22 protein-coding genes are annotated in these 21625 nt (G+C 53.8%); 13 read left to right on the forward strand and 9 right to left on the reverse strand.

Annotated elements, in window-relative coordinates; translation table 11 throughout:
• Positions 1 to 283: 283 nt before the first annotated feature.
• Entirely contained in the window at positions 284 to 2317 is a 2034-nt protein-coding gene (gene dcp, locus ACDO57_RS06730; protein ID WP_370883729.1) for a peptidyl-dipeptidase Dcp, read from the reverse strand.
• Positions 2318 to 2459: 142 nt separating this feature from the next.
• On the opposite strand from dcp, the gene ydfG reads away from it, so the two are divergent.
• Positions 2460 to 3206, forward strand: coding sequence for a bifunctional NADP-dependent 3-hydroxy acid dehydrogenase/3-hydroxypropionate dehydrogenase YdfG (ydfG, locus tag ACDO57_RS06735; RefSeq protein ID WP_023311558.1), 747 nt, complete (start codon positions 2460 to 2462; stop codon positions 3204 to 3206).
• Between the two features lie 91 nt (positions 3207 to 3297).
• The gene (locus ACDO57_RS06740; RefSeq protein ID WP_063145668.1) at positions 3298 to 3984 is read left to right on the forward strand and encodes a GntR family transcriptional regulator; all 687 of its coding nucleotides are present in this window, start codon (positions 3298 to 3300) and stop codon (positions 3982 to 3984) included.
• A 35-nt stretch (positions 3985 to 4019) separates the two neighbouring features.
• On the opposite strand, the gene ACDO57_RS06745 is transcribed toward ACDO57_RS06740, so the two are convergent.
• Complete coding sequence (locus ACDO57_RS06745) at positions 4020 to 4451, reverse strand: universal stress protein (protein WP_048989540.1); 432 nt, start codon at positions 4449 to 4451, stop codon at positions 4020 to 4022.
• Positions 4452 to 4738: 287 nt separating this feature from the next.
• On the opposite strand from ACDO57_RS06745, the gene ydfZ reads away from it, so the two are divergent.
• Positions 4739 to 4942 carry a putative selenium delivery protein YdfZ gene (gene ydfZ, locus ACDO57_RS06750; RefSeq protein ID WP_014883679.1) on the forward strand — a complete coding sequence of 68 codons (204 nt, stop codon included), beginning with the start codon at positions 4739 to 4741 and terminating at the stop codon, positions 4940 to 4942.
• Between the two features lie 43 nt (positions 4943 to 4985).
• Here the strand turns inward: ydfZ and ACDO57_RS06755 are convergent, their stop codons facing one another.
• From ACDO57_RS06755 to ACDO57_RS06775, 5 genes are all read right to left on the reverse strand, one after another.
• The gene (locus ACDO57_RS06755) at positions 4986 to 6449 is read right to left on the reverse strand and encodes a mannitol dehydrogenase family protein (protein WP_370883730.1); all 1464 of its coding nucleotides are present in this window, start codon (positions 6447 to 6449) and stop codon (positions 4986 to 4988) included.
• Positions 6450 to 6669: 220 nt separating this feature from the next.
• Positions 6670 to 8037: an MFS transporter gene (locus tag ACDO57_RS06760; protein WP_024909095.1), complete on the reverse strand. Its 1368-nt coding sequence runs from the start codon at positions 8035 to 8037 to the stop codon at positions 6670 to 6672.
• A gap of 73 nt (positions 8038 to 8110) precedes the next feature.
• Positions 8111 to 9130 (reverse strand): Zn-dependent oxidoreductase, encoded by a 1020-nt coding sequence (locus ACDO57_RS06765; protein ID WP_048989541.1) that lies wholly within the window; start codon positions 9128 to 9130, stop codon positions 8111 to 8113.
• Positions 9131 to 9144: 14 nt separating this feature from the next.
• Entirely contained in the window at positions 9145 to 10359 is a 1215-nt protein-coding gene (gene manD, locus ACDO57_RS06770; RefSeq protein WP_023292552.1) for a D-mannonate dehydratase ManD, read from the reverse strand.
• Between the two features lie 111 nt (positions 10360 to 10470).
• Positions 10471 to 10797 carry a YnfA family protein gene (locus ACDO57_RS06775; protein ID WP_048989542.1) on the reverse strand — a complete coding sequence of 109 codons (327 nt, stop codon included), beginning with the start codon at positions 10795 to 10797 and terminating at the stop codon, positions 10471 to 10473.
• A 152-nt stretch (positions 10798 to 10949) separates the two neighbouring features.
• Between ACDO57_RS06775 and ACDO57_RS06780 the strand changes: the two genes are divergently transcribed.
• Together ACDO57_RS06780 and speG are read left to right on the forward strand one after the other, a co-directional pair.
• Positions 10950 to 11288, forward strand: a complete 339-nt coding sequence (locus ACDO57_RS06780) for a DUF1283 family protein (protein ID WP_028017573.1) — start codon at positions 10950 to 10952, stop codon at positions 11286 to 11288.
• Positions 11288 to 11848 (forward strand): spermidine N1-acetyltransferase, encoded by a 561-nt coding sequence (speG, locus tag ACDO57_RS06785; protein WP_290094871.1) that lies wholly within the window; start codon positions 11288 to 11290, stop codon positions 11846 to 11848. The genes ACDO57_RS06780 and speG overlap by 1 nt, the downstream gene beginning before the upstream one ends.
• A gap of 17 nt (positions 11849 to 11865) precedes the next feature.
• Here the strand turns inward: speG and ACDO57_RS06790 are convergent, their stop codons facing one another.
• On the reverse strand, positions 11866 to 12576 hold the full coding sequence (locus ACDO57_RS06790; RefSeq protein WP_370883731.1) for a YnfC family lipoprotein: 711 nt from the start codon (positions 12574 to 12576) through the stop codon (positions 11866 to 11868).
• 104 nt (positions 12577 to 12680) lie between these two features.
• On the opposite strand from ACDO57_RS06790, the gene ACDO57_RS06795 reads away from it, so the two are divergent.
• The 5 genes from ACDO57_RS06795 (at position 12681) to ACDO57_RS06815 (ending at position 17422) form a co-directional block, all read left to right on the forward strand.
• Positions 12681 to 12950 (forward strand): DUF1161 domain-containing protein, encoded by a 270-nt coding sequence (locus tag ACDO57_RS06795; RefSeq protein WP_024909100.1) that lies wholly within the window; start codon positions 12681 to 12683, stop codon positions 12948 to 12950.
• A gap of 131 nt (positions 12951 to 13081) precedes the next feature.
• On the forward strand, positions 13082 to 15520 hold the full coding sequence (gene ynfE, locus ACDO57_RS06800; protein ID WP_370883732.1) for a selenate/tellurate reductase subunit YnfE: 2439 nt from the start codon (positions 13082 to 13084) through the stop codon (positions 15518 to 15520).
• A gap of 93 nt (positions 15521 to 15613) precedes the next feature.
• Positions 15614 to 16228 carry a Tat proofreading chaperone DmsD gene (dmsD, locus tag ACDO57_RS06805; RefSeq protein WP_370883733.1) on the forward strand — a complete coding sequence of 205 codons (615 nt, stop codon included), beginning with the start codon at positions 15614 to 15616 and terminating at the stop codon, positions 16226 to 16228.
• 152 nt (positions 16229 to 16380) lie between these two features.
• Positions 16381 to 16950 carry a hypothetical protein gene (locus ACDO57_RS06810; protein ID WP_370883734.1) on the forward strand — a complete coding sequence of 190 codons (570 nt, stop codon included), beginning with the start codon at positions 16381 to 16383 and terminating at the stop codon, positions 16948 to 16950.
• 247 nt (positions 16951 to 17197) lie between these two features.
• Positions 17198 to 17422, forward strand: a complete 225-nt coding sequence (locus ACDO57_RS06815) for a hypothetical protein (RefSeq protein WP_370883735.1) — start codon at positions 17198 to 17200, stop codon at positions 17420 to 17422.
• A 134-nt stretch (positions 17423 to 17556) separates the two neighbouring features.
• Here ACDO57_RS06815 and ACDO57_RS06820 read toward each other — a convergent pair whose 3' ends face one another.
• Entirely contained in the window at positions 17557 to 19278 is a 1722-nt protein-coding gene (locus tag ACDO57_RS06820; RefSeq protein WP_024909105.1) for a SulP family inorganic anion transporter, read from the reverse strand.
• A gap of 298 nt (positions 19279 to 19576) precedes the next feature.
• Between ACDO57_RS06820 and ACDO57_RS06825 the strand changes: the two genes are divergently transcribed.
• The 3 genes from ACDO57_RS06825 (at position 19577) to ACDO57_RS06835 (ending at position 21544) form a co-directional block, all read left to right on the forward strand.
• The gene (locus ACDO57_RS06825) at positions 19577 to 19978 is read left to right on the forward strand and encodes a cell envelope integrity TolA C-terminal domain-containing protein (RefSeq protein ID WP_152680650.1); all 402 of its coding nucleotides are present in this window, start codon (positions 19577 to 19579) and stop codon (positions 19976 to 19978) included.
• Positions 19979 to 20207: 229 nt separating this feature from the next.
• Positions 20208 to 20687 (forward strand): hypothetical protein, encoded by a 480-nt coding sequence (locus ACDO57_RS06830; RefSeq protein ID WP_248272120.1) that lies wholly within the window; start codon positions 20208 to 20210, stop codon positions 20685 to 20687.
• Positions 20688 to 20968: 281 nt separating this feature from the next.
• The gene (locus ACDO57_RS06835) at positions 20969 to 21544 is read left to right on the forward strand and encodes a hypothetical protein (protein WP_370883736.1); all 576 of its coding nucleotides are present in this window, start codon (positions 20969 to 20971) and stop codon (positions 21542 to 21544) included.
• Positions 21545 to 21625: the final 81 nt, after the last annotated feature.

Consider the following 21625-nt stretch of genomic DNA (forward strand, 5'->3'; position numbering starts at 1 on the left):
ACCTTCATTTATCGGCAAAAAATAATAAAATTTTATAGCAAAAAACCTGAAGCTAAAGAATATGTGGTTTTTACAACCCAGATCAAATTATTAATCATTAACTCTTTTACAGCCTAAATTCGGTTAATTAAATATACCGGTCAAAGTAACTTATCACCTCAGCGGTTGTATTTACACAGAATGGATATTAAGACTATTTTTTGCTGTAGCGGTCACAGGAGCGATGAAACGTATAAAAAAACCGGGCGTAAAGCCCGGTTCTTTTTTTCTGATGAGACTGACTCTATTCGCTCAGCCCGCGATTATCCAGCATCGGTTCAATCTTCGGATCGTGGCCGCGCCAGGTGCGATACAGCTCAGCTAAATCCGTGCTGTTACCACGGGACAAAATCGCCTCGCGGAATTTTTGCCCGTTTTCACGGGTCAGGCCGCCCTGTTCAACAAACCACTGATAGCCATCATCAGCGAGCATCTGCGTCCACAGGTAGGCGTAATATCCCGCCGCGTAGCCGCCGCCGAAGATATGGGCAAAATAGCTGCTGCGATAGCGCGGCGGTACGGCGGGCAGATCCAGCCCCTCTTTTTTCAGGGCTGCCGCTTCAAATGCGTCTACGCTCGAAACGGCCTCGCCGATGCCGTGCCAGTTCATGTCCAGCAGCGCGGCACTCAGCAGCTCCGTCATGTCATAACCCTTGTTGAAATGGGTCGCGTTGAGCATGCTTTCCCGCAGCGCGTCCGGCATCGGCTCACCGGTTTCGTAATGGCGCGCATAATGGGTAAACACCTGTGGATGGCTGGCCCAGTGCTCGTTGATTTGCGACGGGAACTCAACAAAATCACGCGGCGTATTGGTGCCGGAAAGCGTGGCGAACCGCTGGCTGGCAAAGAGACCGTGCAGCGTATGGCCAAACTCGTGGAACAGGGTTATCACGTCATCCCAGGAGAGAAGCGCGACACCGTCATTCGCCGGTTTTTGGTAGTTACAGACGTTGTAGATCACCGGACGGGCAGCAAACTCGAAGGATTGCTCGACGAAATTCCCCATCCATGCCCCGCCCTGCTTGGAATCACGGGCAAAGAAGTCACCGTAAAACAGCGCCATGCCCTCACCGGTGTGGTCGAAAATTTCCCATACGCGGACGTCCGGGTGATACACCGGGATATCGAAGCGCTCCACAAAGCGAATACCAAACAGCTGGCTGGCTGCCCAGAATACGCCATCCTGCAGCACGGTATTGAGCGCAAAGTAGGGCCTGATTTGCGACTCATCAAGGGCATATTTTGCCTGGCGCACGCGCTCCGCATAAAAGGCCCAGTCCCAGGCCTGCACGGTGAAACCGCCCTGCTCGTCGTCGATGACTTTCTGAATATCGGCCTGCTCGCGTTCCGCGCGGGCGCGGGCGGCAGGCACAATGCCGCGCATAAATTCCAGCGCGGCGGCCGGGGTTTTCGCCATCTGATCGGCGATGCTCCAGCTGGCGTAATCCTCAAAGCCCAGCAGACGGGCCTGTCGTGCACGTAGCGCCGTCAGACGCAGGATCAGTGCGCGAGTATCGTTTTCATCCCCTTTCTGGGTGCGCGTCCAGCCTGCGTTGAACAGGTTTTCGCGCGTCTGACGATTGCGCAGCGCGGAAAGCGCGGGCTGCTGGGTGGTGTTCAAAAGCGGGATCAGCCAGCGATCGTTTAGCCCTCGCTCCGCGGCAGCCTGCGCCGCGTCAGCGATCTCACCGGCGCTGAGCCCGTCAAGCTGGTGCGCGTAATCCACCACCAGCCCACCCGTTTTATCGGCAGCCAGCAGACGCTGGTTAAACTGGCTGGTCAGGGAGGCCGCCTCGGTATTCAACGCCTTTAGCTCGGCCTTTTCTGTCTCATTCAGACGCGCGCCGGCCAGAATAAACCGCTGATACGTCTCTTCGACCAGACGACGGGATTCGGCGTCCAGCGCGGCACGGTCCTGCCAGACGCTCTCCACGCGGGCGAACAGTACGTCATTCAGCCAGATATCGTTTGCCAGCGCGGCAAGCTCGGTGGAGAACTGTTCCTCGAGCTCCTGTAAATACGGATTGGTGTGCGCGGAAGTCATGGCGAAGAACACGCTGCTGACGCGCGCGAGCATAGCGCCGCTTTTCTCCAGCGCCAGCACGGTGTTAGTGAAGTCAGGCGCAGCGGCCTGAGCGACAATCGCGTCAATGTCCGCCCGCTTCTGGCGAAGGGCTTCATCGAAGGCCGGACGATAGTGGCTCTCGTTGATCTCATCAAAATGAGGGGCCTGGTAAGGCAACAGGCTGATGTGGAAAAAGGGATTCGTGGCCGTCATCTTTCGCTCCTGAGTACGGGTATCCTCCCAGAGTAGGCCAGGCCGCCATCCCCTGCAACGCTGTCATACAAATGTTGCCTTAACGCACCCTCTGCGGCCGTGCTATGTTAGTACAACACAAAAAGCGTTGAGGAACAGTGAGATGATTATTTTAGTTACCGGGGCAACGGCAGGTTTTGGTGAAAGCATCACGCGTCGCTTCGTCGCCAACGGGCACAAGGTTATCGCGACCGGCCGCCGTCAGGAGCGTTTACAGGAGCTCAAAGACGAACTAGGCGACAGCATCCTGACCGCGCAGCTGGACGTGCGTAACCGCGCGGCGATCGAAGAGATGATCGCTAATCTGCCAGCAGAATGGCGCGCCATCGACGTGCTGGTCAACAATGCCGGTCTGGCGCTGGGCATGGAGCCTGCCCACAAAGCCAGCGTGGAAGACTGGGAAAACATGATCGACACCAACAACAAAGGGCTGGTCTATATGACCCGCGCGGTGCTACCGGGCATGGTCGAGCGCAACCGCGGTCACATTATCAATATCGGTTCCACCGCCGGGAGCTGGCCTTACGCGGGCGGCAACGTCTATGGCGCGACGAAAGCGTTTGTGCGCCAGTTCAGCCTTAACCTGCGTACCGATCTGCACGGCACCGCCATTCGCGTCACCGATATCGAGCCGGGCCTGGTGGGTGGCACCGAGTTTTCCAACGTGCGTTTCAAAGGCGATGACGCGAAAGCGGGCAAAACCTATGAAAACGCGAACGCCCTGACGCCGGAAGATGTCACCGAAACGGTCTGGTGGGTAGCGACGCTGCCAAAACACGTCAACATCAATACCGTAGAAATGATGCCGGTCAGCCAGAGTTTTGCCGGACTTAGCGTCCATCGTGGCTAACGCTGCCCTTCCCGGCCTGCGGGCCGGGTCTGTTTCGGATTATAAAAGAATGGTAGTATGTTCGGGCTAACTCTCTGAGAAATGACAACTCATGGCCGCTGAATCGCAACTCAATCCCACCCAGCCCGTAAACCAGCAAATCTATCGCATTTTGCGACGTGATATTGTCCATTGTCTGATCCCACCGGGAACGCCGCTTTCAGAAAAAGAGGTCTCCGTGCGGTTTGACGTTTCCCGGCAGCCGGTGCGTGAAGCGTTTATTAAGCTTGCGGAAAACGGTCTGATTCAGATCCGCCCGCAGCGCGGCAGCTACGTCAACAAAATCTCCCTCTCTCAGGTGCGCAACGGCTGTTTTGTTCGCCAGGCCATTGAGTGCGCGGTGGCGCGGCGTGCCGCAACGCTCATCAACGACAACCAGTGTTACCTGCTGGAGCAGAACCTGCATCAGCAGCGGATTGCGATTGACCGTAAGCAGCTGAATGACTTCTTCCAGCTTGATGATGAATTTCACCAGAAACTGGCGCAGATTGCCGATTGTCAGCTGGCCTGGGACACCATCGAGAACATCAAGGCCACCATCGACCGCGTGCGCTACATGAGCCTCGATCACGTCTCCCCGCCGGAAATGTTGCTCCGACAGCATCATGATATTTTCAGCGCGCTGGAAAAACGCGATGCGGACGGCGTGGAAAAAGCGATGACGCTGCATCTGCAGGAAATCAGCGAATCCGTGCAGCTGATTCGTCAGGAAAATAGCGAGTGGTTTAGCGAAGAGTAATTTTACGCCGCCCCCTTTCGGACGCGGCGATGGGTTTAGCGAACGACTAACACCGGAATTGTGGCGTAGCGCAGGATAGATTCCGCATTTGATCCCAGCAGATGGGTGGTGATGCCCGGATTTTTTGACCCGATGACAATCACGTCATATTCCCCTTCCTTGCTCAGCCTGATAATTTCATCGCGGACGTTGCCAAAGCGAACCAGGGTGTCAATTTTCTCCGGCGAGATATCGAACAGTCTTTTTAACGCGTTCATTTTCTTCCCGGATTCTTCAGTCATATATTCTTCGAACTTTTTAATATCGGCGTTAAATCCGCGCAGCAGGGACCGACTGCTGGCCGGCAGAATATTGACCAGGGTAATCGAGGCGCCCTCTGCCTTCGCAAGGTTTGCCGCGTGGCGAACCGCTTTGTCGCTCAAATCCATTTCAAACACATCAACAGGCATCAAAATCTTCTTATACATAAGCCTGACTCCTTATTCCGATGAAAGGGTTATTTCCTGTACCCAGAATGGCACCGGGAATATAAACCAACCCTCAACGCTTCCCTGTCGAAACTATCAATTAATGAAAATAACGGTCTGCTTTGTAAATTGCTGTCGTGAACCGTCAGTGCCCGGCACAATAAAGAAAAAAGTGTGAGTTTGATCAAAAACAAAAACATGTGATGCAGACAGGCGTATTTATATGCTCCGTGAACGGCAACCCTGAAATAGCGCCGTAACGAACAGGTTAGAGAGGAGAAAATACCATGATGACATACGACCGTAACCGCAATGCAATCACCACCGGCAGCCGCGTCATGATTAGCGGCACGGGCAAAACTGGCGTGATTAAAGCGATCCACAGCGACGGGCTGGATGCCGCGCAGGTGCGCCGCAGCAAAACGGTTGAAGTGGAAGGATGCGAAGGTAAGTTCGAGCCGATTGAGCTGATTCGCCTGGGGATGCACTAAGCTGTGCGCAGACATGCCGCCGCGAACGGCGGCATGTGCTGAATTACCGTTGAGAGACGTACTGGGCCACGGTCGCTTTCGCACCCTTTTGCAGCAGCGTCTGGTACGCCTTCATCACCGCATCAACAAAGATGGCTTCACGCGGTAACTCTTTGCCGAAGATGGCCTCGATACCGAGCAGCGCGTTAACCCGGCTTTCCCCTTCCGCACTGCCCTTCACCGCCGCCTGAATCACCGCCAGCTGCGGATCGCTCACGTCAATCGCATTACCCTGCTCGTCCACGCCGCCGACATAGCGCATCCACCCTGCCACGCCCAGCGCCAGCAGCGGGAAAGGCTTCTGATGCACCAGGTGCCAGCGCACGGAATCCAGCATGCGCTGCGGAAGCTTCTGGCTGCCGTCCATCGCAATTTGCCAGGTCCGATGGCGCAGGGCCGGGTTGCTGTAGCGGGCAATCAGGAGATCGGCATAACGACCTAAATCAACGCCTTTGACCTTCAGCGTGGGCGCCTGCTCGTTAAGCATCAGCGCGTGCGCGGCGAGGCGGTAGTTCTTATCTTCCATACAGTCGTTGATATGCTGGTATCCGGCCAGATAGCCCAGATACGCCAGGAACGAGTGGCTGCCGTTGAGCATGCGCAGCTTCATCTCTTCAAACGGGATCACGTCCGACACCAGCTCGGCGCCAGCTTTTTCCCATTCCGGACGGCCCGCAACAAAGTTATCTTCGATCACCCACTGACGGAACGGTTCACAGGCTACTGCCGCCGGATCGCGCACGCCGGTCAGCCGTTCTATTTTATCCAGCGTTTCGGGGGTGACCGCGGGCACGATGCGATCCACCATGGTTGACGGGAAGGTGACGTTAGCCTCGATCCAGTCCGCCAGCTCACCGTCTACCGCCCGGGCATACGCGCAGGTGACATTGCGCATCACGTGACCGTTCTCCGGCATGTTGTCACAGGACATCACGCTAAACGCCGGCAGACCCGCCGCTTTGCGACGCGCCAGCGCTTCCACGACGACACCCGGCGCAGATTTCGGCTGGTGTGGGTTTTGCAGGTCGGCGACGATAAACGGATGATCGAGCATCAGTTGCCCGGTCGCTGGTGAGTGACAGTACCCTTTCTCAGTGATGGTCAGCGAGACAATCGCCACCTGCGGTTCACACAGCGCTGCCAGCACCGTCTCCAGCCCGTCTACCTGCGCATGGAGGGCCTTTTTGACCACGCCCACCACGCGGGAGGTCCACGCATCGGCAGACATCTCCGCCACGGTATAGAGATTATCCTGCGCGTTCAGATCGGCAATCTGCTGCTCGCCGCCAATCAGGTTAACCTCACAGTAACCCCAGTCGCTGCCGTGCTCAGCGGCGAGGATATCGGCATACACTGCCTGATGCGCCCGGTGAAATGCGCCAAAGCCTAAATGAACGATGCGTGCTTTAAGGCTGTCGCGATCGTACTGAGGCAGCGTCGCGTTGGCCTGTAATAAGGTATTTTCCATGATTAAGACTCGTTAATTAGAAAGCTGTGGTTCGCTGCCGCTCCTTCTGAAGCGGCAGCGCCTGCTGACTACACCAACTAGAATGGCAGTTGGGGTAAAAAAATAACTGCCATCAACCATACTGATACTGACGTTTGAGATTTTGATTTATATTAACTTTTGCTCATGTGGTGTGACATAAATATAAAGTTGTGTGATAAGTCACTCAAGATATAAACCATTAGCGCCGCGAGGAGATCGCGCCGTAACCCACACGCTCTTCTGGTGAGGACTCCGCTGCGTCTTGCGCCGCGCTCAAATCACGGTCGCGCACTTCCGGCATCAGGATCGCCGAGAGCAGCCCAATCACGGAATAGGCCACCAGCATGGCAACAATCGGCCACCAGGAGCCGGTCATATTGCAGAAGATCCCCGCCAGTACCGGACCAAAGCCCACAGCTACCAGACCGCCCGCCTCTTTCGAGATAGCCATACGGGTAAAGCGATTTCGCGAGCCAAACATCTCCGCCATGGTGATATTTTCCAGCGCGAACAGCCCCAGAACGGCGAAGTTATGGATAACGATGATAGAGAGCATGATCGTCCCCGGCGCATAGCTCTTATCGACGATGATCGACAGCATCGGGTAAGCGAGCAGAATGGCGGAGATATTGAGGATAATGTACGGCAGACGGCGCCCCACTTTATCGGAAAGCCAGCCCAGCAGCGGGATAGAGATAAACCCGAGAATGGAGCTGATCATCAGCGCATCGGTAGGGATGGCCTTATCGAACAGCAGCGTCTGGACCAGATAGCCCGCGAGGAACGTCTGGATCAGACCCGAGTTGCCCGCCTGGCCGAAACGCAGGCCGGTCGCCAGCCAGAAGGATTTACTTTTCACCATTGAACCGAGCGATGTGTCCGGCTGCACGGTTTGTGCATCGTTCACTTTCTCAAAGACCGGGCTCTCCTTGAGGTTCATACGCAACCAGATGGCAAAGATCATCACCACGACGCTGGCGAGGAACGGCACGCGCCAGCCCCAGGCGAGCAGCTCTTCACGGTCAAGGGCAAAGAACATGATGGCCCAGATCGCCGTTGCGCTCAGCGTCCCGCAATTAGTGCCCATCGCCACCAGCGAGGAGATGATGCCGCGTTTCCCTTTCGGCGCGTACTCCGCAAGCATAGTCCCGGCCCCGGAGATTTCAGCCCCGGCCCCGAGCCCCTGAATAATGCGCAGCGTCACCAGCAGAACCGGGGCAAAAATCCCGATCTGCGCATAGGTCGGCAGGACGCCAATCAGCGTGGTGCAGATCCCCATCATGGTGATGGTGATGAACAGCACCTTCTTACGGCCAATGCTGTCGCCCATTCTGCCAAAGATAAAGGCGCCGACAATGCGTGCGATATAACCTGCGCCATAGGTCCCCATCGCCAGGATCAGCGCCATCGCGGCAGACTGTTCGGGGAAGAAGATCTCATGGAAGACCAGGGCAGCCCCCAGCGAGTAAAGCTGAAAGTCCATAAACTCCAGAGCGGTGCCGAGCCAGCCGGAAACGGCGGCTTTCACCAGATCGGCAGTGGATCGTTGCGGTTGTGCTTGTGTCATGATGGCTATCTCTGAAAGGTAAGATGCGAACCACATAGAGCCTGTCTGCGCAGGCCCTTAATCGCGTAAATGATTATTGGCCGAACGTGAGTAAGACTTTGCAGCACTGCCGCTGATCTTTCTCAAACAGTTCGATGGCGTCTGTTACGTGGTGATAGTCAAAAGTATGGGTGATCAGTTTTTCCGGGTCGATCAGCCCCCTCTTCAGCCAGTCGATGACGACCGGGAATTTGTTGGCATTGAGGCGCGAGGAGAAGATCGCCAGCTCTTTGCCGGTAATGCCCTGCTGAACAATCTGGCTCGGCTCGCTGGAGAAGCCCATCAGCACGATGCGCGCCGCCGGAGAGGCCAGGGTTATCGCTTCCTGCAAAATAGATGGATGGCAGGCGGCATCAATGATTAACGTCGGTTTGATGCCTTTTTCCTCCAGCGCGTCCTGCAGCGACTGCTCGCCATTATTAAAGACCCAATCCGCGCCGCTGCGCCGGGCCATCTCAAGGCGCTCGTCTATGCGGTCTACCACGATAACCTGCTTCACCTTATAGACGCCTTTCAGCGCCTGCACGGTGACCAGCCCCATCGGGCCAGCGCCGTAAATAAGCGCGACGTCCTGTTCCATCGGTTTCGCCTGCCCCGTTACGTTGGCGGCAATGGTGAAGGGTTCAACCATGACGGCGTGTCGGTCGGGAATGTCATCCGGGATAGGCCAGGCATTTTTAGCGGGCACTGCAGCATATTCGCTGAAGCCGCCGTCGCGGTGAACCCCCAGCACCACCAGCGAGGTGCAGACGTTCGGTTTTCCGACGGAGCACGGATAGCAATGCCCGCAGCTGATCACCGGGTCAACCGAGACGCGCTGGCCCAGGCGGGCACTGTCTACGCCCTCGCCCACGGCGTCAATCACGCCAAAAAACTCGTGGCCGATCGTGCGTGGATACTTCGCAAACGGATTATGGCCGCGATAGATGTGGCTGTCCGAACCGCAGATCCCCGCCAGCGTGATTTTGACGCGGACGTCACCTGCGCCTGGCTCCGGGCGTGGCCGCTCTTCAATCATCAGTTCGTTCGGCTGTTGAATCACTACGCTTTTCATCGTTCGCTCCTCGTTTACCAGTTCCACAGCGTGCCGTCTTCAAGACGGGCCACCGGCAGATAGGCCGGATCGTAGGGGTATTTCGCCGCCAGTTTTTCATCAAACTCGATGCCCAGCCCCGGCTTGTCGCCCGGATGCATATAGCCGTTATCAAAGCGCCAGCTGTGCGGGAAGACCTCCAGCATCTGTTCGGAATAGCCCATATACTCCTGGACGCCAAAGTTTGGCACCCACAGGTCGAAATGCAGCGCGGCGGCGTGGCAAACGGGCGAGAGATCCGACGGGCCGTGCGAGCCGGTACGCACCTGATAAAGCGAGGCGAAGTCGGCGATGCGACGCATCCCGGTAATGCCGCCCGCGTGGGTAATGGTGGTGCGAATATAGTCGATAAGCTGCTCTTCGATGAGCTGCTTGCAGTCCCAGATGCTGTTAAACACTTCCCCCACCGCAATGGGCGTAACGGTATGCTGGCGGATCAGGCGGAAGCAGGCCTGGTTTTCCGCAGGCGTTGGGTCTTCCATCCAGAACATGCGGAATGCTTCGATGCTCTTGCCGAAGCGCGCCGCTTCGATTGGCGTCAGGCGGTGGTGCATGTCGTGCAGGAGATGTTCATTAAAGCCGAATTTACTGCGCACCGCGTCGAACAGCTTCGGCGTGAAATCGAGGTATTTTTCGGTGGACCACAGCTGCTCTTCCGGCCAGTCACCTTTGGTCGCAGGCTCGTAGGCCAGCCCCTTCCCTTTGGCCATGCCGTAGGTGGTTTTCATGCCCGGCACGCCGCACTGCACGCGGATCGCCTTAAAGCCCATTTCTTTATGACGGGCGTAGTCTTCCAGCACGTCGTCAATGGTGTGCCCGGTGGTGTGGCAGTAAACCATCACCCCTTCCCGGGAGGCGCCGCCCAGCAGCTGGTAGAGCGGCATGTTGGCCGCCTTGGCTTTGATGTCCCACAGCGCCATGTCCACAGCGGAGATGGCCGACATGGTGACCGGTCCGCGACGCCAGTAGGCGCCCTTATAGAAAAACTGCCAGATGTCTTCGATGCGGTGCGCATCGCGGCCAATCAGCTGGGGGCAAAGATGATCCTTCAGGTACGAGGCAACGGAGAGCTCGCGCCCGTTCAGCGTAGCGTCACCGAGGCCGACAATCCCTTCATCGGTGGTGATTTTAAGGGTGACAAAGTTCCGCCCCGGGCAGGTAACAAACACGTCAGCCGCGACAATCTTCATAATTCCTTTCCTTACATCGTTCGTTGTGATGCTGGAAATTTACCCATCAGCCCTACTACCATACAAGTATAATGATCATAAAATCAGCTAACGTTCACAAAACCCGGGGGGTCACGCGCGCCCCCATCCCGCCACAATAATCAGCATACCGCACAGGGCAATCAGCGCCCCGGCCCAGTCGTATGCGCTGAGCTTGACGCCGTCCACCACACGTAACCACAGCAGCGCAGTACACACATAAACACCACCGTAAGCGGCGTAGACGCGCCCACTGGCCGCCGGATGCAGCGTTAATAGCCAGACAAACAGGGCCAGCGCGACGCTTGCCGGAATCAGCAACAGTACGGTTCCTCCCTTCTTCAGCCAGAGCCAGGGCAGGAAGCAACCGATGATTTCGCATAGCGCGGTGGCAAAAAAAAGCAGCGTCGTTTTAAGCATATTTCACGTCAGGTGAGGATTTATTTAACCATCATACCTGATGATGCCCTTTACTTTTCCATACTTGCTCCGCGGGTATGCCGTCATTTCGCTTTAGTGTAGAATCTGTACGGGGTAACTTGATTATCTGCACCCATTTAAAAGGAAACGCTATGACCACATTAAGCAAACGCCTTTGTCTGACAGCCCTGCTGGCGCTGTCATCGTTCGCCTTTGCCGCCTCTGCGACAGCGGAAACCAGCAAGCTCGTTATTGAGTCTGGTGACAGCGCGCAAAGCCGCCAGAACGCCGCCATGGACAAAGAACAATGGAATGACACCCGTAACCTTCGTCAGAAGGTCAACAAACGTGCTGAAAAAGAGTGGGACAAAGAAGATGTTGCTTTTGACGCGCGCGATAAATGTCAGCAAAGTGCAAACGTCAATGCCTACTGGGAGCCTAACACTCTGCGCTGCCTGGATCGCCGCACTGGCCGCACGGTAGCCCCGTAATGTCTGGAGCCTGCGACGTAAAACTCCGTCCGCTGGAGCGTGAAGACCTTCGTTTCGTCCACCAGCTCGATAATAATGCCAGCGTGATGCGCTACTGGTTCGAAGAGCCTTACGAGGCGTTTGTCGAGCTGTCCGATCTCTACGATAAGCACATTCACGATCAGAGTGAACGTCGGTTTGTGGTGGAGTGTGAAGGCGAAAAAGCGGGTCTTGTGGAGCTGGTTGAGATCAACCACGTTCACCGCCGGGCGGAGTTTCAGATCATCATCTCCCCTGAGCATCAGGGAAAAGGCCTTGCGTCACGGGCGGCTAAACTGGCAATGGATTACGGATTCAACGTTCTGAATCTCTACAAGCTTTACCTGATTGTGGACAAAGAGAACGAGAAAGCGATCCATATCTACCGTAAGCTGGGCTTTATGGTGGAAGGCGAGCTGATTCACGAGTTCTTTATCAACGGTGAATACCGCAATACCATTCGCATGTGCATCTTCCAGCATCAGCATCTGGCCGGGCACAAGCCGTCAGGCGCCAGCCTACTGAAACCAACCGCGCAGTAACCTGCGCGGCTTTATTCTCAGTAATAATCAATCGTGTTCTTGATGGTGTACTTGCGCTCAACGGCGGGTTTGACGCTGTCGTCGGTGATCGTCAGATCGCAGCTCACCGGATTATTGTGTCGATCGTAATCGCAGCTCTGCTTCACGTTGCCCATTGGCTTGTCATTCAACATGCTCACCGCCGAGTAATCCATTCTTTTGCGAACATCTTTAGACGGCGTCGACTGGACGGACAGGTGCTGATCGCCGGAGACGGTGGTTTTGCCCAGCGGATAGCCATCCGCATCGTAGCGATACTTCACCTCCATCTCTTTGCCGTGCGCCGCCACCACAAAACCGTTGTCGTCGGTATCCCACGTCACCCCGGCTGACGGCAGTTCGGCCAGTTGGCATTTCCCCTGGAGCTTCACTTTTCGCTGCTGGGTTTCTGCGTCAAGATAGTAATTGGCATCCAGCACCAGCGCCACGCCGGTGTTGGCCTCCAGGTCGTGCAGCTCCAGCGTATCGAAACACCCTTCTGTCGAGACGGTGCCGGTGACCCGTTTGGACACTTCGCCCTTCTCGTTGAACAGCGTCTGAGTAAAGTCTTTGACCGGGCCGCGCAGCGGATCAAAATCAAATTCGTTCGAAAAACTCGCCATCTCGGGCGTAAACGACAGCGGCGCGGAGCTGTTGTCGCACCCCACCAGTGTTGCTGCCAGTAGCGTTATCGCTGCGTATTTCTTCACATTTATTACCGTACAGGGAGATTATTCCCAATCATATTAGCAAATACAGTTGTTTACACGAAGCCTGCTAAAATTAATCTCTACACAGAGAAAAGGAGCTACAGATGAAACGGTTACCCTGGATTACCGCCCTGCTGTTAATGAGTGCCTCAACGGCCGCGCTGGCGGCACCGGATTCCTGCGAGCGCGTGAAAAGCGACATTCAGCAGAAAATTATCAATAACGGCGTGCCTGAATCAGGCTTTACGCTGAGCATTGTGCCTAACGACCAGGCCGATCAGGCGGGCACGCAGGTGGTGGGCCACTGCGCGAACGACACCTTTAAAATTTTGTACACCCGCACAGGCAGTGGTGCGGCAGCTGAACCTCAGTAATTGACCCTCAATCCCCTTTGATTTGATAAGGATTAATATTTAGTCCCCCCAAATCAGTAACACTCACCCCATCATTAGCCCGGATATCATTTCGGGAAAAATAATACGCAATTATAATGATGGGGTGAGCCATGTCCGATATTGAACATCACGGCGGAATTAGCCGTCGAACTCTCGTGAAATCTACGGCGATAGGTTCTCTGGCGCTTGCCGCTGGCGGGATCTCGCTTCCGTTTGGTTTAAAAAGCGCCGCCGCGGCGGTGAAGAACGCCGGCCAGCCGCCTGAAGATACCGTGGTGTGGGGCGCCTGCTCGGTCAACTGCGGCAGCCGCTGTGCGCTGCGTCTGCACGTGCGTGACAATGAAGTGTACTGGGTCGAAACGGACAACACCGGCGAGGATATTTACGGTAACCATCAGGTGCGAGCCTGCCTGCGCGGACGTTCAATTCGCCGTCGTATCAATCACCCTGACCGTCTGAACTACCCGATGAAGCGCGTGGGCAAACGCGGTGAAGGCAAGTTCGAGCGCATAACATGGGATGAGGCACTGAACGCCATTACCGCCAGCCTGAAAGACGTGGTGGCCAAATACGGTAACGAAGCGGTGTATATTAATTATTCCTCCGGCATTGTCGGCGGCAATATCACCCGCTCCTCCCCTTACGCTTCGCTGGTGGCGCGCCTGATGAACTGCTACGGCGGTTTTCTGAGCCACTACGGCACCTACAGCACGGCGCAAATCGCCTGCGCGATGCCCTATACCTACGGCAGCAACGATGGCAACAGCACGTCCGACATCGAAAACACCAAACTGGTGGTCATGTTCGGCAATAACCCGGCGGAAACGCGCATGAGCGGCGGCGGGATTACGTACTATCTGGAGCAGGCTCGCGAGCGGTCCAACGCCCGCATGATCGTCATCGACCCGCGCTACACCGATACCGCCGCCGGACGCGAAGATGAATGGATCCCGATCCGTCCGGGTACCGATGCCGCCCTGGTGGCGGGCATTGCCTGGGTGTTAATCGACGAAAACCTGGTCGACCAGCCGTTTCTGGATAAATACTGCGTTGGCTATGACGAAAAAACGCTGCCGGAGGGCGCGCCCGCTAATGGTCACTACAAAGCCTATATTCTCGGCCAGGGGGATGACCACACGGCGAAAACGCCAGAGTGGGCCTCACGCATCACCGGCATTCCGGCGGATCGTATCGTTAAGCTTGCCCGCGAAATCGGCTCCGCGAAGCCGGCCTACATCTGTCAGGGCTGGGGACCACAGCGCCAGGCAAACGGCGAGCTGACGTCCCGCGCCATCGCCATGCTGCCTATTCTGACTGGGAACGTGGGGATCAACGGCGGTAACAGCGGCGCACGTGAGTCAACCTACACCATCACCATTGAACGTATGCCGCTGCCGGACAACCCGGTCAAAACGCAAATCTCCTGCTTCAGCTGGACGGACGCCATCGCCCGCGGGCCGGAGATGACCGCCCTGCGCGACGGCGTGCGCGGGAAAGATAAGCTGGACGTGCCGATTAAGTTCATCTGGAACTACGCGGGCAACACCATCATCAACCAGCACTCCGATATCAATAAAACCCACGAAATCCTGCAGGATGAAAGCAAGTGCGAGATGATCGTGGTCATCGATAACTTCATGACTTCGTCAGCGAAGTACGCCGATATCGTGCTGCCGGACCTGATGACCGTCGAGCAGGAAGACATCATTCCGAACGATTATGCGGGCAATATGGGCTATCTGATTTTCCTCCAGCCCGTGACCGCGCCGAAGTTTGAACGCAAGCCGATCTACTGGATCATGAGCGAAGTGGCGAAACGCCTCGGACCGGATATCCATCAGAAATTTACCGAAGGACGCACGCAGGAACAGTGGCTGCAGTACCTGTATGCCAAAATGCTTGAAAAAGACCCTCAACTGCCGTCCTATGACGAGCTGAAAAAAATGGGTATTTACAAGCGTAAAGATCCAAACGGACACTTTGTGGCCTATAAAAAATTCCGCGAGAACCCGGAAGCCAATCCGCTGAAAACACCATCGGGCAAGATTGAAATATACTCCAGTAAGCTGGCGGAGATTGCGGCCACCTGGGAGCTGGAAAAAGATGAAACCATCAGCCCGCTGCCCGTCTACGCATCAACCTTCGACGGCTGGGACGCGCCCGAGCGTGCGCAGTTTCCGCTGCAGCTGTTTGGCTTCCACTTTAAGGCCCGTACCCACTCGAGCTACGGTAACGTCGACCTGCTGAAAGCGGCCTGCCGTCAGGAGGTCTGGCTTAATCCCGTCGATGCCGAAAAGCGCGGCATCAAGAACGGCGATACGGTGCGCGTCTTTAATCGTCGCGGCGAGGTGAGAATTGAAGCAAAAGTGACGCCGCGCATCATGCCCGGCGTGAGCGCCATGGGCCAGGGCGCCTGGCACGACGCCAATATGAGTGGCGATCGTATCGACTACGGCTCATGCATCAACACCCTGACCACACACCGCCCTTCACCACTGGCGAAAGGCAACCCGCAGCACACCAATCTGGTACAGATCGAGAAGGTGTAGCGGGTTAATGGCTTGACCGTAGTTTATTCTATGGTTTGTATGATCGTTTAACACCGTCGCGCGGACACCCTCCGCGCGAACAAGGAAGATGTAATGAAAGACGTCTCACATCGTGAATCGTTCGCGTTCAGCGCCCGGGTGCTGGGTGCGCTGTTTTATTTCGCACCAGACAGCGAGCAGGCCGCGCCGCTGGTCAAAGCGCTCACCGCTGGCGAATGGGTTCAGGACTGGCCCCTGCCGCCGGAAACGCTGCGGCCCGTAGCTGACACCTTTGCCGCGGCTGCCGACGAACCGCTGACGGACGCCTGGCAACGACTGTTTATTGGCCCTTACGCCCTGCCCGCGCCACCGTGGGGTTCCGTCTGGCTGGACCGCGAATCCGTGCTGTTCGGTGACTCCACCCTCGCGCTGCGCCAGTGGATGCGGGAGAACGATATCGCATTTGAAATGCAGCAGAATGAACCGGAAGATCACTTCGGGACATTACTGCTGCTGGCGGCATGGCTGGCCGAGAACGGCCGCGAGGCGGAGTGCGCTCAGCTTCTGGCGTGGCACCTGCTGCCGTGGAGCACCCGCTTCCTGACGGTGTTTGTCGAGAACGCCAACCATCCGTTTTATATCGCGCTGGGTAAGCTTGCGCAGCTGACGCTTGCGGACTGGCGATCCGGGCTGCTTATTCCGGTTGCGGAAAAGACGCTGTATCGCTAAGGGGTGTGGCTTGCTCGCGGATAGCGGGCAAGCTGCAGTCAGAAGATAGCGTTTAAAAATTCATATCGAAACATGAGTCATGTTAAGATTGATGATATATAATGGCCTTTCCTAAAAATGATGCTATCTGTTGATACATACAAAATAAAAAAATGACTGGAAAACACCCTTCCGAAAATAAGTTTAAAAGGCTACTTATAACAGCAATAACATTTATCATTTTAGGTGCATGGATCTGGTATATGTCATGGACAACAAGCATCTCCAATTATACCATTTTGCAAAAATCGATTCCTGAATTGACCACGTATATTTCTGTAGGAGTCGTGATTGGCGCGCTTTTGGTTATACGTGCTTTTTTTGTGCACGCCTTTAACCAAACTTTAAAATACTTTGCCAATACTTTCTTATGCGGCTTTTGCCTTGGGTTTGTATTGAGCTTAAATTGTTATGATATTTATGTCTATCTCTTCCCGGACAAAATAATTGGCTATGAATCTGAATATGAGGTTGTCTTTCCGGGGCCTTCGAGAGGTAAGTATGGCCATTGTGAAGCGGGTCTCTGGTTAAAAGATCAGAACACCAACAGATGGATACAGCTTTGTACAAACAAAGAATATCTGCACAGCCATCGTAAGCAGGGAATGACTGGGGTGTGGGTAACGGCTCGTGTGAATAATATTGGAAGTTACATTGTGAATTATGAGTTCATTTATTTGTAGGCACTACCCTATCTATTTTTGTTCCGGCGAAAATGAATGGTACTTAAGGTCCGCTCCTTGCTTATAGCCGTCAGCCTGATACTTCGCACCAGAGATTGCGCATTCACAGCGGAGAAACCGGCTATGGGAGGGTCATCTCAAAATCGAATCAGGGTAAATTTCATTCATACCCCCACTTTTAGTGGTGGATACGTGACGGCTGTTCATCTATTCTGCTTTTTCAGCGAGCAAGCCGGAGTCATTTTTAGTGGATAATCCCATATTTCAGAAAACCATCATTATCTTTATTCTCATCCTGTGGGTAATAGACGAAGTCAGGAGAAAGAAAAAAAAGCGTTATGACTCCGCTATAGCAGAGGCTAATGCCAGAGAACGCTATGAATGGCGCTATCTCAGATGGGGTTGGCAGGCAATACGAGTGGCGGCGGCAGTGTATATCTTTGTTCAGCTGATTCAGCTTTTACTGAGATAGATGGCAGAAGAAAGTAAGACAGGCAAGGAACATCTCACTGTCCAGGCCAACAGTAGCTGAGCCTCGGTGGTAGAAATTGTGAGGGTTCCCTGCCTGCCAGTAGCATGCGTTACAAGCCTTTAACCAGTATTTGGTTATGTATCACCGACTGATTCCCCCTCACTCGCACTCTCTTTACTTTGAATGAACCGAAGTGCCAGGTAGAGGTCTGGCGCCAGAATCATGTCATCATCATTCATTGTTGGCCGACTGTCTTTAAACCAGCGTGTTAATTCCGTTTTCCTGCCCGCGAGGATTAATTTAATCTGTCGACCTTTCAGGTCACGCTTTAACTCATTAATGGTTGCCAGGACACTGATGTCTGAATAGGTGAAGCAGGCAACGGCATCAATCACCACCCATTTAGGCTGTAAAGCGGCACCATCAACCAGGTTCAATACCCGGCGTTTAAAATAAGCCACATTAAAATAGGTCAACGGTGAGTTAAATCGATACATCAGTACGCCAGGAACCATTTTAATATCGGTGGTATTCCCTAACGAGTGAATCATTCCATCTTCGTCAGTGCCCAGCAGGTGCTCAGAGGGACGAAACACCGTACGAAGGAACTGTAACAGCCCAAGCAACACCGCAAGGCCGATCCCCTGGATAACGCCGATAATTAACACACAGCCAAAGGTGAAGAAAGCCAGGCGAAATGCCTGTTTATTTCTGCGCCTCAGGTTCCATAGCCCTCGTAAATCAATCAATGACCACGATGCATACATTAGAACAATACCTAACGCAGATACCGGAATGTATTGTAATGGTTGAGTGAAAAATACCACGACGATACCGATGAGTAAGGCTGCGACCACGGAAACCAGCTGACTTTTCCCACCAACCGAATCATTAACCGCGGTCCGGGAATCGGCGCCACTGATAGCAAACCCCTGAGATAACCCAGACATAATGTTCGCAATACCCAGAGCCCGGAACTCAGCATCAGCATTAATTTCATAGCCATTTTTTGCGGCGAAACTGCGGGCGGTCAGCATCAGACTGACAAAACTCACCAGGGCCAGGTTCAGCGCCGGGATCACTAAATCACGCATCGGACCAGGCTGGAACGCCCCCCAGTGAACGACGGGTAAACCAGACTGGAAGCCATCCCCACCGATAGTGGCAATACCATACTGTTGCGCAGATGTCCCCCATACCAGTGCCGTTGTTATCACAATGGCAATTAAAGGTGCTGGCCACTGGCTGCGGTACGTTTTGATAACCATTAAAATAATTAACGTTATAAGCGATATCCCTATCGTTAATAAATGGCTGTCCGAAAGTCGGCCTGGCAAGGCCATTATTTTCTCAATAACCTGCGCTTCATCTAGCTTGATCCCAAAAACCTTGCCTAATTGCCCGACAATAATCGTCACGGCTACGCCATTCAGCAAACCCGTAAGAATGGGATGAGAAAGCAGATCGGCAAGTGCGCCCAGGCGAAATTTACTGGCAAGCAGGCACCACCCGCCCATCATCAATGTCATGATGATCGTCAGTTGCCAGTGCAGTTCTGGATTACCTGCAGAGAGAGGAAACACGACGGCCGCAATCACCGCGCAGGTCGTGGCATCAGGGCCAACAATAAGCTGACGTGAAGAGCCAAACAGTGCGTAAGCTATCATCGGTAAAATGCAGGAATACAGCCCTACTATCGCCCCAACCCCCGCCAGCTCAGCATAAGCAATAGCAACGGGTAGCGCGACAGCCGCAACGGATAACCCGGCTTTAACATCATGTTTTAGCCAGCTTTTATCGTAGGCTAACAAATTTTGTAAACCTGGCATGTAGTTCAACAATAGCTTTCCGACCACGTTATTCTCCGGACATTAATATTACCCACGAGATGTTGGCACACTTTTATGTGAGGTTCTGGCTTTCAAATGCTCCGGACGGAGGCCCCGCCGCTCAGGTCCTGTAAATGCTTAACCATTTTATTATTCTGACTGGTGTTAAACATAGTTCAAAAACGAACGGTTAGTCGGAGGTGGAACCGGCAGCCAGGTCACCGACGTTGTAACCCGTTATTGGTAGTTGAAAAGAGGCCAGGAATTACGGAAGAATATTTAAACATTACTGAAGCTTAAATGGATTGCGGGGTAAGAAGTGGGAATGTCTCAAGCAGTAAAGAAAATCGCTATGGTGGCTATACTGGTGAACCTGGCCGCGGGATGCGCGCCGCTACACCCTTCCGGTTGCCATAAGACCACGGCTACGGGTAATTGCGGTTCAGGACGCTGGGACGATCGGGATGAATGGGGCGCGCAGGCGCGGGCAATCAGGGCGGCAATAAACGCCGAAATTGAAGAGCCACAAAACTGGAAAGGGAAAAAATGCAGGTTGCATATGGAATTTGCTCAGGATGGCACACCTTTAAGCATCTCAACCAGTAACGGCAATAGAGCCTATTGCGAAGCGATAAAATCAGCCGCCCATAAAGCCAAATTCCCGGCCTTCAGCAATCCAGAAGTTTATAGAGATTTTCAAAAATCCGGCTTCGACATGCGCGGCTAGCATCATGATTATGTGTTGAATGGCGCGCTTTGCTCAACTCAGCCATGCTGCTTCAGGCCATGTACTCTTTATGTCATGAGCGGATTTTTTGGTAGTTTCAGTAGGACTGTATTTCAGCATAATGCACCTGTCTGTAAGCATGGTTGTTTTTAATACAGCCACACACTATTGAATCTAGCTCCGGCAGGCGCTACCGACCCACAAAAGAAAGGATGCCCGAGATCGAGCTATGCGTACTCATCAACAGAATAAGTCCCGTAAGCTGTATCGCAGCGTCAACACCACTACACGACACCATTCTAATAATCCTGGTGCTGAGTATCGCTGGGAGCGCAATTGTAAAAAAGTCGGAAAAGAGCTACTTGCAAAGCGCGGGACAATGCATGGCAGACAGAAGCGTGGCCGAGATTACACACCATTGTTTCATTTTCTGATCAAACACATTGGCAAACCATGGGATGAAATATTCAGTGAAGTATGTGGGCGTCTTGATACTACCGAGCCTGTATTCTGGTTAGTTGCACGACATGAGCATCAGCGAAGAGATTTAGTCTGCATTGGCGAAAGTAGTTTTTATCCGGGTCTGTTTGTTGATGAGAATGGAATTCTGCAACAGGTAAATCCTTCAATTACGGGAAAGGACGTGAAAGTAACTTGCCGCTGCTGCACACACACCTATATTGGTGAACCTGTCCCCTGGATAGAGTAACTGACAACATTTCCTGGGTTGACATGCGTGCCGCTGACATCAGCTATGAGAGCGATTGCATACTTCCGCTCCTCGATCCAAACTGACCTACTATTTCTGCAATGTCAGTTTGTGCCAAGAGCGGAAGTTGGAGTGCCGGAGACTCTTTAATAGCGGAACGGTAGTTTTGCAAGGATGTTAATGCTGATATTAAGATGGTAATGGCGTACGCTCAATTTGCACCGGATCGTCTCAACGAAGCCACCACTTGCCCCTCTTAACAACAAGGATTGAAAAACGTTATGGAAAATAAATACAAACTTGACCTTCACGAAATTCTTTGTTTGAAAACGTTTGGTGAATCTTTCGAGGCTTATCGCGTCGATGATTATGACAAGATGATCATTGAGTGGGCAGAAAGAGAGCTACTCTACGGCAAAAGTTCTGAATCATTGTTAATTTTAGCCTCCCTCAATTTAGATAAACGCCCTGATTCAGATGAAATTGAGCGCTACCTTTGTGCATATATGTTTGAACAAAACATCGTTATGCCCAACATTAACGCTAGTGCAATGACGTGGCTAAGGATCAAAGCTTGGTTTCTGATGCATGCCGAGACTTCCAAAGAATTAGAGTTACGGCTGCATCAAATCCCAGCGTTTCACTCATCTCCGGGGTCTCGTATCCTCAGCAACATCTGCTGGCAGTTTTACCGCATATACGATGATCTCTATGATGATTGGGGGCCTGGCTACCCCTCTAGGGCCTCAGCGATGAGCGAAGCAGAAATTCTTGATTTTGTGAAATGCCGCGTGAAACCTTTCTATCGTGTTCTCTGTAGCTCTGATTGGGCCTGGGTTCTGGTCCGAGCAGTATAAGCAATCTCATGACTGCAAAGTGCCAAGCGCTGACGTTGTTATCCAGGTGCGTGTTATTCTTTCTGGAGCAGACCTTGGGAG

This window comes from Enterobacter cloacae complex sp. 2015409 (assembly GCF_041365315.1).
Classification (GTDB): Bacteria; Pseudomonadota; Gammaproteobacteria; order Enterobacterales; family Enterobacteriaceae; genus Enterobacter; species Enterobacter pseudoroggenkampii.

Excerpts from the sequence above, each read along its gene's own strand:
- ACDO57_RS06835 (WP_370883736.1), top strand. The coding sequence starts at position 20,969 with ATGGAAAATAAATACAAACTTGACCTTCACGAAATTCTTTGTTTGAAA.
- ynfE (WP_370883732.1), top strand. The coding sequence starts at position 13,082 with ATGTCCGATATTGAACATCACGGCGGAATTAGCCGTCGAACTCTCGTG.
- ACDO57_RS06755 (WP_370883730.1), bottom strand. The coding sequence starts at position 6,449 with ATGGAAAATACCTTATTACAGGCCAACGCGACGCTGCCTCAGTACGAT.
- ACDO57_RS06745 (WP_048989540.1), bottom strand. The coding sequence starts at position 4,451 with ATGTATAAGAAGATTTTGATGCCTGTTGATGTGTTTGAAATGGATTTG.
- dmsD (WP_370883733.1), top strand. The coding sequence starts at position 15,614 with ATGAAAGACGTCTCACATCGTGAATCGTTCGCGTTCAGCGCCCGGGTG.
- dcp (WP_370883729.1), bottom strand. The coding sequence starts at position 2,317 with ATGACGGCCACGAATCCCTTTTTCCACATCAGCCTGTTGCCTTACCAG.
- ydfG (WP_023311558.1), top strand. The coding sequence starts at position 2,460 with ATGATTATTTTAGTTACCGGGGCAACGGCAGGTTTTGGTGAAAGCATC.
- ACDO57_RS06740 (WP_063145668.1), top strand. The coding sequence starts at position 3,298 with ATGGCCGCTGAATCGCAACTCAATCCCACCCAGCCCGTAAACCAGCAA.
- ydfZ (WP_014883679.1), top strand. The coding sequence starts at position 4,739 with ATGATGACATACGACCGTAACCGCAATGCAATCACCACCGGCAGCCGC.
- ACDO57_RS06830 (WP_248272120.1), top strand. The coding sequence starts at position 20,208 with ATGCGTACTCATCAACAGAATAAGTCCCGTAAGCTGTATCGCAGCGTC.
- ACDO57_RS06795 (WP_024909100.1), top strand. The coding sequence starts at position 12,681 with ATGAAACGGTTACCCTGGATTACCGCCCTGCTGTTAATGAGTGCCTCA.
- manD (WP_023292552.1), bottom strand. The coding sequence starts at position 10,359 with ATGAAGATTGTCGCGGCTGACGTGTTTGTTACCTGCCCGGGGCGGAAC.
- ACDO57_RS06760 (WP_024909095.1), bottom strand. The coding sequence starts at position 8,037 with ATGACACAAGCACAACCGCAACGATCCACTGCCGATCTGGTGAAAGCC.
- ACDO57_RS06780 (WP_028017573.1), top strand. The coding sequence starts at position 10,950 with ATGACCACATTAAGCAAACGCCTTTGTCTGACAGCCCTGCTGGCGCTG.
- ACDO57_RS06775 (WP_048989542.1), bottom strand. The coding sequence starts at position 10,797 with ATGCTTAAAACGACGCTGCTTTTTTTTGCCACCGCGCTATGCGAAATC.
- ACDO57_RS06765 (WP_048989541.1), bottom strand. The coding sequence starts at position 9,130 with ATGAAAAGCGTAGTGATTCAACAGCCGAACGAACTGATGATTGAAGAG.
- speG (WP_290094871.1), top strand. The coding sequence starts at position 11,288 with ATGTCTGGAGCCTGCGACGTAAAACTCCGTCCGCTGGAGCGTGAAGAC.
- ACDO57_RS06825 (WP_152680650.1), top strand. The coding sequence starts at position 19,577 with ATGTCTCAAGCAGTAAAGAAAATCGCTATGGTGGCTATACTGGTGAAC.
- ACDO57_RS06810 (WP_370883734.1), top strand. The coding sequence starts at position 16,381 with ATGACTGGAAAACACCCTTCCGAAAATAAGTTTAAAAGGCTACTTATA.